Source organism: Aggregatibacter actinomycetemcomitans, from assembly GCF_023518055.1.
In the GTDB taxonomy this organism is placed as follows: Bacteria; Pseudomonadota; Gammaproteobacteria; order Enterobacterales; family Pasteurellaceae; genus Aggregatibacter; species Aggregatibacter actinomycetemcomitans.
On the sequence record NZ_CP085096.1, the window covers coordinates 752,715 to 767,076 of the forward strand.

At 42.4% G+C, this 14,362-nt stretch carries 13 protein-coding genes; 5 read left to right on the forward strand and 8 right to left on the reverse strand.

Annotated elements, in window-relative coordinates:
* Nucleotides 1–23: 23 nt before the first annotated feature.
* From LIN98_RS03945 to uspA, 4 genes are all read right to left on the reverse strand, one after another.
* Entirely contained in the window at nt 24–1,388 is a 1,365-nt protein-coding gene (locus tag LIN98_RS03945) for a phosphohexomutase domain-containing protein (RefSeq protein ID WP_249856165.1), read from the reverse strand.
* A 31-nt stretch (nt 1,389–1,419) separates the two neighbouring features.
* Nucleotides 1,420–1,602: a carbon storage regulator CsrA gene (gene csrA / locus LIN98_RS03950; RefSeq protein ID WP_005542029.1), complete on the reverse strand. Its 183-nt coding sequence runs from the start codon at nt 1,600–1,602 to the stop codon at nt 1,420–1,422.
* Between the two features lie 122 nt (nt 1,603–1,724).
* Nucleotides 1,725–4,349 (reverse strand): alanine--tRNA ligase, encoded by a 2,625-nt coding sequence (gene alaS / locus LIN98_RS03955; RefSeq protein ID WP_249856166.1) that lies wholly within the window; start codon nt 4,347–4,349, stop codon nt 1,725–1,727.
* Between the two features lie 199 nt (nt 4,350–4,548).
* Nucleotides 4,549–4,974 (reverse strand): universal stress protein UspA, encoded by a 426-nt coding sequence (gene uspA, locus LIN98_RS03960; RefSeq protein WP_005542026.1) that lies wholly within the window; start codon nt 4,972–4,974, stop codon nt 4,549–4,551.
* Between the two features lie 181 nt (nt 4,975–5,155).
* Here uspA and mazG point away from each other — a divergent pair, with 181 nt between their 5' ends.
* Nucleotides 5,156–5,950 carry a nucleoside triphosphate pyrophosphohydrolase gene (gene mazG / locus LIN98_RS03965; RefSeq protein WP_005567549.1) on the forward strand — a complete coding sequence of 265 codons (795 nt, stop codon included), beginning with the start codon at nt 5,156–5,158 and terminating at the stop codon, nt 5,948–5,950.
* A gap of 97 nt (nt 5,951–6,047) precedes the next feature.
* On the opposite strand, the gene LIN98_RS03970 is transcribed toward mazG, so the two are convergent.
* The 3 genes from LIN98_RS03970 to LIN98_RS03980 all read right to left on the reverse strand — a co-directional run bounded on the left by LIN98_RS03970 (nt 6,048) and on the right by LIN98_RS03980 (nt 9,264).
* Nucleotides 6,048–7,037: an amidohydrolase family protein gene (locus LIN98_RS03970; RefSeq protein WP_005546155.1), complete on the reverse strand. Its 990-nt coding sequence runs from the start codon at nt 7,035–7,037 to the stop codon at nt 6,048–6,050.
* A 258-nt stretch (nt 7,038–7,295) separates the two neighbouring features.
* Nucleotides 7,296–9,035 carry a DUF3413 domain-containing protein gene (locus LIN98_RS03975; protein WP_005567552.1) on the reverse strand — a complete coding sequence of 580 codons (1,740 nt, stop codon included), beginning with the start codon at nt 9,033–9,035 and terminating at the stop codon, nt 7,296–7,298.
* Nucleotides 9,036–9,039: 4 nt separating this feature from the next.
* Nucleotides 9,040–9,264, reverse strand: a complete 225-nt coding sequence (locus LIN98_RS03980) for a YejL family protein (protein ID WP_005546151.1) — start codon at nt 9,262–9,264, stop codon at nt 9,040–9,042.
* A 126-nt stretch (nt 9,265–9,390) separates the two neighbouring features.
* Here LIN98_RS03980 and yejK point away from each other — a divergent pair, with 126 nt between their 5' ends.
* The 4 genes from yejK (at nt 9,391) to cpxA (ending at nt 13,065) form a co-directional block, all read left to right on the forward strand.
* Nucleotides 9,391–10,416, forward strand: a complete 1,026-nt coding sequence (yejK, locus tag LIN98_RS03985; RefSeq protein ID WP_014167601.1) for a nucleoid-associated protein YejK — start codon at nt 9,391–9,393, stop codon at nt 10,414–10,416.
* 65 nt (nt 10,417–10,481) lie between these two features.
* A complete protein-coding gene (gene bamE, locus LIN98_RS03990; protein ID WP_005567556.1) occupies nt 10,482–10,895 on the forward strand; it encodes an outer membrane protein assembly factor BamE in 414 nt (137 codons plus the stop codon).
* Nucleotides 10,896–10,936: 41 nt separating this feature from the next.
* Nucleotides 10,937–11,632, forward strand: a complete 696-nt coding sequence (locus LIN98_RS03995) for a response regulator (RefSeq protein WP_005542017.1) — start codon at nt 10,937–10,939, stop codon at nt 11,630–11,632.
* A gap of 44 nt (nt 11,633–11,676) precedes the next feature.
* Nucleotides 11,677–13,065, forward strand: a complete 1,389-nt coding sequence (gene cpxA, locus LIN98_RS04000) for an envelope stress sensor histidine kinase CpxA (protein ID WP_005567558.1) — start codon at nt 11,677–11,679, stop codon at nt 13,063–13,065.
* A gap of 55 nt (nt 13,066–13,120) precedes the next feature.
* Here cpxA and gltS read toward each other — a convergent pair whose 3' ends face one another.
* Complete coding sequence (gltS, locus tag LIN98_RS04005; protein WP_005564776.1) at nt 13,121–14,329, reverse strand: sodium/glutamate symporter; 1,209 nt, start codon at nt 14,327–14,329, stop codon at nt 13,121–13,123.
* Between the last annotated feature and the right edge of the window lie 33 nt (nt 14,330–14,362).

Consider the following 14,362-nt stretch of genomic DNA (forward strand, 5'->3'; position numbering starts at 1 on the left):
GTGCGGTTAGTTTTCAACGCATTTTATTGACGTAATAACGCCAGAATTTCTTCTGTTTTTTCCGCCATTAATTGCTTATCGCCACGGGTTTCCAGGTTCAAACGAACGACCGGCTCGGTATTTGATGAACGCAGGTTGAAACGCCAGTTCGGATATTCAATGCTAATGCCGTCAATTTCATCTACGCGAATAGCGTCTTTTTCATAAGCGGCGAGCACGCGGGCAATGGCGCTTTTTGCATCGACTAATTTGCTATTAATTTCCCCGGGAGACGGGAATGTATTCACGCTATTATTCACCAGTTCACTCAGGGATTTACCGGTAACGGAAACCAATTCCATCACCAACAACCATGGAATCATGCCGCTGTCGCAATAGAAGAAGTCACGGAAATAATGGTGTGCACTCATTTCACCGCCATAAATGGCATCGACAGCGCGCATTTTTTCTTTAATGAAAGAATGTCCGGATTTCGACATCACGGCTTCACCACCGTTTTCTTCCACTAATTTCACCGTATTCCAGATTAAGCGCGGGTCATAAATAATTTTCGCACCTTGGTTTTTTTGCAGGAATGCCTGACCTAACAAGCCAACAATGTAATAACCTTCAATGAAATTTGCGTGCTCATCAAACAGGAAGCAACGGTCGAAATCGCCATCAAACGCAATGCCCATATCCGCCTTGTGTTTTAGCACCGCATCAATGGTATCCTGGCGGTTTTCATGCAACAACGGATTAGGAATACCGTGCGGGAAGGTGCCGTCCGGATTATTATGTACTTTGATGAACTCGACAGGTATGTGTTTTGTTTTAAATTGCGCTTCAATCGCATCAATCACGTGCCCTGCGGCGCCATTACCTGAGTTAATCACTAACTTCAACGGTTTTAGCGAATCGAGATTAATATAAGATAAGAGGTGCTCAACATAATCATCAAGTACGGAAAGTTGTTTATACTCGCCGCGTTTGGTCACCGGCGGGAAATTATTTTCCTCCGCCAGACGTTGAATATCCGCCAACCCGGTATCCGCGCTAATCGGACGGGACCCTTCAGGCACTAATTTTAAGCCGTTGTAGTCCATCGGGTTGTGGCTTGCGGTCACTTCAATACCACCGTCAGTTTTCAAAAATGATGTAGCAAAATAGACTTCCTCTGTCCCCGTTTCACCTAAATCAATTACATTAACACCTGAATCCAATAATCCATTTGTTACCGCACTTTTTAACTCTTTACTCGTTAAGCGAACATCGCCACCAACGATAATCGTTTTGGGCGTTAAAAACTGCCCGAATGCATGACCTATGCGATAAACAATATCTGTGTTTAATTCATCACCCAAGCGACCACGGATATCATAAGCTTTAAAGCAAGTCAGTTTAGTCATAATTCACCATCTTCATTGATCATAAAATTTGCTACGCTTTCTGTTCATCCCTTGCTTGATGAATACGTTGGTAAATTTCTTCTCTATGAATAGAAACATCCTTCGGCGCCTGCACACCGATTTTGACTTGGTTACCTCGTATATTCAGAATCGTGATAGAAACATCATCGCCGATGAGCAAGCTTTCACCAACTTTCCGGGTTAAGATCAGCATATAAACTCCTCACCTTTATAGTTTGTTTATAATTTCCTCACAAAGCGTTAAACATTACTTTTATTCGATTCGGTATTCTCTTTACAACCAACACAAAAACCGAACTCTAAGATATAAAAAGCTTATAAATTCGCTTTCAACCAATCGGAGCAAACCGATAACGCTTTGTTTACATTTTCCGGCTGAGTACCGCCGGCCATGGCCATATCAGGACGACCACCGCCTTTACCGCCAACTTGTTGAGCCATCAAATTCACTAATTCGCCGGCTTTTACTTTCCCTGTCAGATCCTGAGTTACCCCTACAATAAGATTAACTTTTTCATCTACTACGGAAGCAAATACAATCACTGCCGAACCTAATTGATTTTTCAGGCTATCGACCATTGAACGTAAAGACTTCGCTTCAATACCATCAAGTTGTTGCGCAATGACAGAAACACCATTAATTTTCACCGCACTTTGTGCCAGGTCATTACCGGCTTGCAGCGCAGCTTTTTCTTTTAATGTTTGTAGCTCTTTTTCAACTTTCTTAAATTTATCTTGCAACAGAGAAATCTTATCCGTAATGGAATTAACATCCGATTTCAGTAATTCGGCGCTTTGATTTAATAAAGATTGTTGGTTTTGTAACCATTCGATTGCAGTTTCACCGGTAATCGCCTCAATACGACGAATGCCTGCCGCCACTGCCGTTTCCGTTACTATTTTAAACAGCCCGATGTCGCCGGTACGTTTCGCATGGATCCCACCACATAATTCAATGGAAAAATCTCCCATAGTTAGTACGCGTACTTGATCGGAATATTTCTCGCCGAACAACGCCATCGCACCTTTCGCTTTGGCGGCTTCCAGCTCCATAATATCCGTTTTAATCGGGTTATTCGCTCTAACTTGCTGATTAACTATGCGTTCTACTTCGGCTAATTGCGCTTTACTGATAGGTTCATGTTGAGCAAAGTCAAAACGCAATAATGCATCAGAAACAAGCGATCCTTTCTGAGCGACGTGTTCGCCTAAGACCTGACGTAACGCGGCGTGCAACAAATGGGTTGCAGAGTGATTTAATGAAATACGTTGACGGTGAACCTCGTCAACCACTGCATTCACGGACTGCCCGACGGATAAACTACCTTGGGTAAGTTCACCGATATGACCGAATACCTGACCATATTTTTGGGTGTCTTTTACGTCAAAATTAAAACCGTTGCCTTCTAAGCGCCCGATGTCTCCGATTTGACCACCGGATTCCGCATAGAATGGCGTATTATCTAAAATCACCACCGCACTTTGACCGGAACTGATGGTATCTACTGGTTTGCCGTCATGGAAAAGTGCGGTCACTTTTGCCAGCGTTTCCGATTCAGTATAGCCTTCAAAACGGGTTATGCCATCAACACGAATAACATTGTTATAATCCATACCGAATTGGCTGGCGGACTGCGCGCGCAAACGTTGATTTTCCATCTCGCGTTCAAATCCCGCCTCATCGATGGTAATGCCGCGTTCACGACAAACATCGGCAGTTAAATCCAGCGGGAAACCATAAGTATCATATAACTTGAACGCCACTTCGCCGGATAATACCTTGCCTTTCACCTCGGCTAAAGCCTCATCTAATAAGGTTAAACCACGTTCCAGCGTACGCGCAAATTGTTCTTCTTCCAAACGCAGCAATTTCTCCACAGTGGCTTGGTGTTTTTTCACTTCTTCGCCCGCCTGCGCCATCACTTCAATTAAGGTTGGCACGAGCTTATAGAAAAACGCTTCGGCGGCACCCAATAAATGCCCGTGACGCACAGCGCGGCGAATAATACGGCGCAGCACATAGCCACGTCCTTCGTTGGAAGGTACCACACCGTCTACGATTAAATAGGCGCAAGAACGAATGTGGTCGGCAATCACACGTAAAGACTTATTGGTTAAATCTTTTTCACCGGTTAATTCCGCCGTTTTAGCAATTAATTTTTGGAAAATATCAATATCGTAGTTGGAATTCACATGTTGCAACACCGCACTGATTCGCTCCAAGCCCATACCGGTATCCACAGAAGGCTTCGGCAATTTTTCCATGGTGCCATCGGCATGGCGATTAAATTGCATGAACACGATATTCCAGATTTCAATGTAACGATCGCCATCTTCTTCCGGCGATCCCGGCGGTCCGCCCCAAATGTGATCGCCATGATCGTAGAAAATTTCGGTACAAGGACCGCAAGGACCGGTATCGCCCATTTGCCAGAAATTATCGGAAGCATAAGGCGCGCCTTTGTTATCGCCAATACGAATAATGCGTTCTGCCACAATGCCGATTTCATCATGCCAAATTTTATAGGCTTCTTCATCGGTTTCGTACACGGTGACCCATAATCTTTCTTTCGGTAATCCCAACCATTGCGGGGAAGTTAAAAATTCCCAACCGAAGTGGATCGCGTCCTGTTTAAAATAATCCCCAAAACTGAAGTTTCCGAGCATTTCAAAGAATGTATGATGTCTGGCTGTGTAACCCACATTTTCTAAATCATTATGTTTTCCTCCGGCACGCACACAGCGTTGAGCGGTAGTGGCACGGCTATAAGGGCGTTTTTCCAAACCTAAAAAAACATTTTTAAATTGGTTCATTCCCGCATTGGTAAACAGTAATGTCGGGTCATTTTCCGGAACCAAAGAGCTACTTGCTACAACTTGATGCCCCTTGCTATGGAAAAAATCAAGATATGATTGTCGGATTTGTGCTGTTGTCTTCATTTACAAGCCTTGCTTTCTTAAAATATCTTTAGAATTAAAAGGTAATTGGGTAGCCGCGTATTGTTACACACTTTTCCCATTTATAAAAAACCTTTTTAGCTATAATGCTTTATTTTTCCGACAAGACGAAAAAACCGCACTCACATTCAGAAATCATAAAAGTGCGGTTAGTTTTTGGACAACTTATTTACTACTTGCTTTATTCGTCACGAAGAGGAACAACAAGCATATCAACAGTAATTGAATTCATCACCTGACGGGTGGATGACATCAATTTACTCCAAAAGTCTTGGTGGTGGCCGGTGACAAGTAAGTCCACATCATATTTGTCGATGGCATCGGCTAACACTTGCCCTAAATCCCCACTACCACTGAGTTTTTCGGTGATCGGGTAACCCGCTTGTTCGGCGAGTTTGATCAACGCCTGTTGGGTTTCGCTGGAAATGCGATCCTGCATTGATACCATATTTACGTCAATAAGCCCTGTGTAAAGATCCGAGAAGTTAACATCCACATGAATAATGGATAACTTCGCATCATAACGCTTTGCCACGCCGACCGCTTTTTTCAACAAGAACGCACTTTCTTCTGAAAGATCAACCGCAACTAACACATGTTTGTACATAATCAACTCCTTACCCGATCAGGATTAATTTACTTTAGTTGTATAGTAGCACCGGGATATAAAAAAAAATATGTGCTGGATCACATTTTGAGAAAAACTTTCATTTACAATGAAAAAAATGATCCCAAATGCCTTTTGTGTTAGGATCCGAAACCCTTTTTTAACTAATTTTGAACATAAAATGACCTATTCTATTCATGATTTTACCCAACTCATTGCCCAACTGCGTGATCCCGAACACGGTTGTCCGTGGGATATTAAACAGACCTACCAATCCATGATTCCATGCCTGAAAGAAGAAGCCTACGAAATTATTGAAGCCATTGAACAAAACAATGTGGAAAATCTTAAGGAAGAATTGGGCGATTTACTTTTACAAGTGGTCTTTCTCAGTCAATTAGCAGCGGAGGAGAAAAAGTTTACCTTTGATCAAGTCGTACAAGACGTTGCGGAAAAAATCGTGCGTCGCCATCCCCACGTGTTCGGTGACAAGCATGCCAATAATGAACAGGAAGCCTTACAGAATTGGAATGCCATGAAAGCGCAGGAGCATCAAAATCAAGGTTACACCTCCATTTTAGATAACATTCCGCATGCCTTTCCCGCCTTAATGCGAGCAGAAAAATTGCAAAAACGCTGTGCCAAAGTCGGCTTTGACTGGAAAGACATTGCACCGGTTTTTGCCAAAGTGGAAGAGGAATTACAGGAAGTGAAACAGGAAATGGAACGCTCTCCGCAAGATCAACAGAAAATCGAAGAAGAAATGGGCGATTTGTTATTTGCTACCGTCAATTTAAGCCGTCATTTGAAATGTCAGGCGGAAGAAAGCCTAAGCAAAGCGAACCAAAAATTTGAACAACGCTTCCGTCGCGTAGAAGAAAAATTAAAGCAACAACATCGTTCTTTGGAAGACGCGTCTCTGGTCGAAATGGATCTGTTATGGGATGAAGTGAAGCAGGAAGAAAAACACCGCTAAAACCCACCGCACTTTTCCTTTAAAAAACACGAAAAAAATTGACCGCACTTTGTTGCCCAATCAAAGATACCGAGCGCTAAACTCGGTATTTTTCTTTCTAATCAATGCCCAACACTTTACGCCCGTTGATGCTGGCAATATTCACCATGGCATCCAAATCCGGGAAGCGGCAACCTGCCGCCAGCAAGCTCAGCTCCTGCCACATATCGCCTTCACATAAAGGCACCATGTAATCGCAAATATTATCCGTACCAATCGCTACCGTAATGCCTTCCGGAATCATTTCATCCGCCGGCGTGAGTGCATTATGGAACGGCATCAGTTCCTCTTTTCGGTTACTATCAATCCATGCCATCGGACAGGCAATCATCATCATTTGCGCCTGACGCATTTTTTCATATAAACGATAGCGATATTCTTTGGAATGCGAACCGATAGAAATACCGTGAATCGCCACCACCCGACCTTGCATACCATGTTCAATGGCTTTATCGCATAACTGCTCCGTTTCTTTTTCCTGCGGCGAATTGAACTGATCCACATGCACATGGCACATAATGCCGAGAGACTTGGCTTTATCCAACAAAATATCCATGGCGTCCAAACCGCGTCCGTAATCTAATTCATCACGATAAGGCAAGCCACCGATCATATCCACCATTTCCGAACCGATGTCGAACCATTTGCGTGCCGTCGGTTCAATCACGCCTTTCAACGTTTGGTTGGCGAATTTCAGGATAATGTCATTTTTATACACTTCGCGCGCTTTGTGGGCGGCAATAATGGCGCGATCTTCACACACCGGGTCAATATCCACAAAGGTACCGAACGCCGTAACCCCTTGGGAAATCATCAATTCGATAGATTGACAAAAACGGGCGTAATAATCATCCACGGAGGAGGTGCGTTTTACCTCGTCCACCAAGTCCCATTTTTGCTGCAAATTACTGCTGTGATAAATCCCGATTTTTTCCGGGGTCATGGTAAAAGCGCGATCGGCATGCGCATGTGCATTAACCCAGCCACCTTTTTTAATAATTTCATCTCGAATATAGGTTTTGAAACTCCGAACATGATTCTTCGTCATGATTACTCCGTGGTAGGCAAATTGGAAAATGTGATGGGCGCAAATAGAAAAAATCCTCAAAAGAGGATCGTTTATTAATTGAAAAAAGAAGGGCGAACAATGAAACGGATTCATTGCAATAACGGATAATGTTATAAAAAATTCGCAGATTTTTAATTAATAACATCGTATTTGTCCCGATATAAATTGCCCGCTAGTATAAAGCGAGCAACCTCAAAAACATAATCGATTTTGACTATTGGTCAGGCGTATTTTTAATCATTTTTCTAAAAATGAACGCTCTTGATTAAACACTTCCAAAAACAGCCCTAATGGCGGTCTTTTAGAGGAAATTTTCTGATAAGTGCGGTCATATTTTTGATAGTTTCCGCGCGTATCAATATGATATTGCGTGCCATCCGGCTGAATAATCACATTCCAGCGATAATTAGACACCAAAACCCAATCCGGGGTCTGATTCAAGTCAAACAAATCACGTCCCTGCGCGTAATCGCCAATCGGATTTCTCACCTTGAAAACGTGTTTCATTAACGCCGGCAGCACATCCACATGAGAGGTTAATTTTGTCACTTTACCTTTCGCCAAACCTTGCCAATGTACGATCATCGGCACCCGCACTTTATCTTGGGCGAAATAGCGATTTTCCTCTTTCTCCGTGAGCTGCCGGAAGGTATAGCCATGCTCAGCAGTAATAATCACCAGGGTATTAGGTAAATCCAATTGCGGCAAAATCTGCCCTAATAATTCATCAATTTTGGTACGTTCCTGCGCATAATTTTCCGGTGATAAATTCGGTTTAATATCCAAGCTCAAATAGCCCCAGAACGGTTTTTCCTGCGTTTTTGCCGTCTCCAGCCAATGTTGAAAAGCATTTACTGCCCCTTGGTTGGAAGTGTCACCGATCAGTTTGGTTTGCTGATAAATCGCACGCCGTAAAATGCTGGAATTAAACTTCCTGCCGGAAAACAGCCCTTGCACGTATTTCTGTTGCGTTATGTGTTCAACCAGTGCGGAAGGGATTTTGCTGCTCAATAAGCTGTCGGTATAATTTGCATTCAAACCATAAAATAGGCCTGTTAACCCGGCGTTATTGTTATTTCCGCTACTGTAATGATTGGTAAATTGCGTGGAATCGGTGGTGAACCGTGCTAAATTCGGCATGCTCTTTTCATTAATGGCATCATAACGCAGCCCGGAAATGGTAATCAGAATGATATTTTGCTTCTCCGTCGGCTCATCAAACGTCAGTGGCTTTTTAGGATATTCAATCGCCAACGCATCCAAGCGGCCTTCCTGTGCCAACCGTTCGGCGTATTCCCGCTTGTTGATAAAACCACGCTTTTCTAATAATGAGCGGGCAGTCATCGGATAGGACAACGGAAAATTGGAACGCTGCATCGTAATCGGACGATACAAATAAGCATCCGCCCACGCATAAATCAGGTGGGTGGCACTAAATGTGCAAACAAAAAAGATGCCTATGCCTTTCAGCCATTTTTGCCGTTCTAAACTGCGTAATTTTTGCCAAGACCAACGTGAAAATAGCATTTGTATTAATAAAATCAACGGCATAGGTACGAAAAAAAGTTGCCAGTTGCGGGAGAGTTCACCGTTTTCCGGATTCACCAGTAAATTCCAGACTAAGGAGGAAAGGTGAAGATTAAAGCGAACAAAAACTTCCGTATCCACTAATAATAAGGTGTTGCTAATGGTCGCAAGAATAACGGTCAGACCGCGAAAAGTGCGGTGGTTTTTGACGATAAAACTGAGGGGGAAAATCACCAGCAGATAAAAGGCGAAAACAATAAAACTGAAATGCCCTAATAAACTGATGAAAAAATACACTTTACCGAATAAGGTGTCGGGCCAGTCGATAATAAAAGCATAACGGGCGCCGATAAAAATCGCCCACAGAATATTAAAAAAAGCAAACCAGTGCCCCCACGAAATTTTTTGCGAGGTTTCTTCTCGATATTGTTTGCTGTTAAATTTCCACATAATGCTATTGGTTCGTCGTATTAAGAGAGTTCAGCAAAGCGTCGGAGAAGGCTTTTGCCAGCACTTGTCGTTGCTGTTTTCCGACACTGCCGAGCAGTAAATTGGTGGTCATATTGCCTAACACGATTAAGGATAAATCCAGCGGCGCTTGGTGTTTTTCCAGCACTGCAATCATGTCGTTGAGAATTTCATCTATTTGTTTATCTTGATATTTTGATTGAATTGCCATGTTTGGTTGGTCTGCCGATTTAAAATGCCGTATATATTAACCGATAATTGCGCTAATCCTAACATATTTTGTTAGTTCCGGTAAAAAGTGCGGTTATAATAGACAGAGTTTTTTAAGGACAATTTCATGAGCATTACAGTTAAACAAATTATTCTCCACCAAATTATCAAATCCAATCAAACCGAACCGAAAAGCGTGCTGCAACTGAATAGCGTGCTACGTAAACAAGTACTGACAATCACGCCGGAAGTAGAACAAATGATGTTGCAGCTACACCAAGGCTATCAAAACAAAGCGAAAGGTTATGGTATTTTCCTGGACTCCTCGGTGTTTGCCCAAAGTCTGAATCGCTTGTTGGAAAATGAACTGGAATTCCTGCCGTTCAGCTATGAAGCAACGAATTTATTGATTAACGAACTGAGTAAATATAATTTTGCCGATAGCGGCACTTTGGTTTTATGCCAATATAATTTTCTCGCCACCGATTACCTGTTTATCGCGTTATTGGACAGTCGTGTCAGTATGTTGGTGGATGACAAATTGGAAATTCAGCGTACCGAATATTTAGACATCACCCAATTTGATGTGGCAGCACGTATTAATTTAACCGACCTGCAACTTAATGCCAATTCCAATCGTTACTTAACCTTCATCAAAGGGCGCGTCGGGCGCAAAATCGCGGACTTCTTTATGGATTTTCTGGGTGCGGAAGAAGGGCTTAACCCGCAAGTACAAAATCAATGTTTATTACAGGCGGTGAGTGATTACTGCGCACAAGGCGAGTTAAATCGTGAACAAACCCAAGCGGTAAAAAAACAGGTGTCTGAATACTGCAAAGGACAGATAAATAACGGCGAAGACATTGAACTTACGGAACTTTCCGGCGAGCTGCCGACTCTAAACCAACAACCTTTTGCCGAGTTTACTCAAGCGCAAAATTACGGCTTGGAAGAAAATATACCGCCGGTTCGCACCGCACTTAAGTCGCTCACGAAATTCTCCGGTTCCGGCAAAGGAGTGACCATCAGTTTTGATGCGGAGTTAATTAATCAACGTATCATTTGGGATGAAGCCGCAGATACGCTTACAATCAAAGGGCTTCCGCCAAATTTACGCGATCAGTTGCAGCGCCAGTTAAAAGAACAGAATTAGTTTGGCAATTAATTAAACTTTCGGTATCATCATTCACATTATCCAGAGAATAAAAAGGCAAAGAAATGCAATTCAGATCTGTCGTAACCGCACTTATTTTCACGCTCAGTGTTACCGCCTGTTCCACCGTCAATAAAGTCGTTTATCGTATTGATGTGCCACAAGGTAACTATTTGGAAGCCTCAAAAGTTACACAATTAAAAACCGGCATGACAGCCCAACAGGTTCAGTATTTACTCGGTACGCCGGTTCTCATCGATCCTTACAGTAACCACACCTGGTATTATGTTTACTTACAACAAAAAGCCTATGAAACGCCGGAACAGCACACTCTGGTCGTAAATTTTGACCAAAATGGTACCGTAAGCAACTTTGACTTGGACAAACCGTTACCGAATGACGATAAAGTCGAAGTGAATAATACCATTATCACAGCACCTGACGCTCAAGCTAAGCGTTGGTGGCAATTCTGGAAATAATCTTCACTCTTTTTATTTGTAACCCAAATAAGGTTTAACCTATGGCTAAAATTTTACTTGTTGATGATGATGCGGAGCTCACCGAACTGTTAGCACAATTACTCGATTTAGAAGGCTTTCAGGTGAATGTCGCAAACAATGGTAAAGAAGCATTGGAATTGCTTGACCATAGTTATGATCTCATCTTATTAGATATTATGATGCCGGTCTTAAACGGTATCGAAACATTAAAACAAATCAGAAAAAACTATTCCACGCCGGTCATGATGCTGACTGCCCGCGGTGATGATATTGATCGTATTTTAGGTCTTGAATTAGGTGCGGACGACTACCTACCGAAGCCGTTTAACGATCGTGAATTGGTTGCGCGAATTAAAGCGATTTTAAGACGTACAGCACAGGCAAATAACGCGAAAGATCCGACAGATGTGGATAAAATCGAGTTCGGCGGCATCGTATTTTATCCGGGACGCCAACAGGCAATGCTGGGTTCAAAAGATCTTGAACTCACCGGCACCGAGTTTGCTTTATTACTAAAACTTATTACTCATCCCGGGTTAATTCTGACTCGTGAAGAGTTAAGTCTTGAAGTTTTGGGCAAGCCACTTACGCCTTTCGATCGTGCCATTGATATGCATATGTCGAATTTACGAAAAAAATTACCGGCTCGCTCCGATGATCTACCATGGTTTAAAACACTTCGTGGTCGCGGTTATTTATTAATAGCGGAAAAATAACAATAAAGGCTATTTTTATATAGCCTTTTTCACACCGAATTATCATGTTCAGAAAAGAATTTATTTTTAACTCACTCACCATACGAATTTTCACTTTCTTCTGGCTCACATTTTCCATTTTACTAATCTTTATTTTTTTATTACCTTATTTTGATGCGCATATTTACTCGGATTTAAAAGAGCATGAAATGATAAAGTATCAAAAAGAAATTACAACTTCGATGCGTAACAACCAAATTTCCCGTATTTTAGCAGGAATTCCAAGTTTCCCTAATGATCGATTTACCCCCCATCCTGTACTAATCTCGCCGAGTGGACAAATTCTCGGCGCACTCACTGAAGAAGAAAAATCAGTACGTCAATTTATTTTTAACAACGCTTCATTGGATCAACCGTTAAAAAAAATCTATTCCAATATTCAAATTGTCGGTCCGTTTTCTCTGTACCTAAATCCTGAGCATAATCAATCTTATAGCTTATATTTTGTCAATCAGATCAATGCACAGAAAGAGATCCTAAACTACATTTTTGATCGCCCGTTTTTCCTGATCATCTTGGTCATTTTAATTTCCACACCGTTATTGTGGTGGCTATCACGCAGTATAGGTCAGCCTATTCGTAACCTACAACTTGCAGCAAATGCCGTTGCCATAGGAAATTTAAAAATTAATAAAAATCTTGAAACCAAAGGGTTGATCGAGTTACGTCAAGTAGGACAAAGTTTTAACCGCATGATGCTTTCTCTTGAAGAGGTATTGTCAAATCAGCAATCGTTATTATCTTCTATTTCTCACGAATTAAGAACCCCTCTGACCCGTCTACAACTGGCAACGGCGTTATTGCGTCGTCGCTTAGGCGATAGTAACGAAATTCAGCGTATTGATACGGAAGCACAACGTTTAGATAAAATGGTCAGTGACTTGCTACAGCTTTCCCGTCAACAGCTGAATAGTCATCTGGAAAAAGACATCTTCCCGATACCTTTACTTTGGAAAGAAATTTTAGAAGATGCAAAATTTGAAGCAGCTCAACGAAATATTCGTTTTCACGTGGAGCAAGGCATCGCCCATCCTGAACAGTATTACCTCAATGGTAACCACGGACTTCTTGCAAGTGCGGTGGAAAATATTGTCAGAAATGCGTTGAAATATACAAAATCAGCAATTTCCGTTCACATCTATACTCATGAAAATGACTTATTTATTCGCATTGAAGATAACGGTGCAGGCTTACCGGAAGATGAATATGAAAAAATCTTTAAGCCGTTTTATCGCGTTGATGAAACGCGTACCCGCGAAACCGGTGGCACCGGCTTAGGCTTATCCATTGTTGCCAATACAGCGAAGGACCATCACGGCGCAGTCTGGGCAGGGAAAGCTGATCTGGGTGGCTTAGCCGTTATCTTACGCTTACCACTTTGGGTGGCAAAATAATTTAACAAAAAACCCATTGAACAACTCAATGGGTTTTTTGTTTCTATAAATTCAATTAGTGCAATGCGGATACCACAAATAAAAAGACTTTGAGCACGGAAGCATTTACCAAGTCAATGAAGAACGCGCCAACCATCGGTACAATTAAGAAAGCTTTGTGTGACGGTCCAAAACGGCTTGTCACCGCCTGCATGTTCGCTACTGCCGTCGGTGTTGCACCAAGGCCGAAACCACAGTGACCGGCACTTAATACTACTGCGTCGTAATCTTTACCCATTATGCGGTAAGTCACATAAACCGCAAAGACTGCCATAAGAACAACCTGAATTGCCAAAATGACCATGACCGGTAACGCCAACCCTGCCAATTGCCATAGTTTTAAGGACATTAATGCAATAGCTAAGAATAAGGACAGACCCACGTTACCCAAAACATCTACGGCAGAATCAGCAACATTAAATTTGAAAATATGGGTCAAAGAATTACGAATGATTACCCCGGTAAACAGACACCATACGAATGTTGGCAATTCAATGACGCTACCTTTTGTGTGTGCATCCAAGAACTGACCGATAAGTAAACAGCACGTCATCATGGTAATCGTTTCAATCAGTGAGCGGGTTGTAATTTTACGTTGGTAAGTAGGGTGCTCAAAAGCTTCTTGTACATCATCGACATCATCGCTTTCCGGATTCTCGCCATGTTTCATTTTCCCTAATAAATGGCGTGCCACCGGACCGCCGATAATACCACCGGAGACCAAACCAAAGGTGGCACAAGCCATGGCTAATTCCAAGGCGCCTTCAAGGTGGAATAACTCTGTTAATTTACCGGCCCACGCCGCACCGGTACCATGTCCGCCGGTTAAGGTGACCGAACCGGCAATTAGACCGTAAGCAGGGTCGATGCCGAGTAAGACCGAACCTGTTACACCCACGATATTTTGTACAGTAATCAATAATGTCGCTGCAATCACAAAAATAATTAACGGTTTACCACCTTTTACCAAGCGCGCAAAGTTAGCACTTAAACCGATGGAAGAAAAAAATACCAACATCATGGTGAACTGCAAATTCGTATCAAACATAAAAGACAATCCCCAGCCTTGATATAAAACGGTGAGAATAATCGCGACTAAGAAACCACCCACAACCGGCTCAGGAATATTATAGCTTTTCAATAAGGAAATACGTTTTACCAGAAAATACCCAAGCAACAGCACAAAGCCCGCTAATGCGAGGGTTTCAAAAGTATTGAAAGTCATAGAACATCCTCTTTTTAATGATGAAGTCCCGGT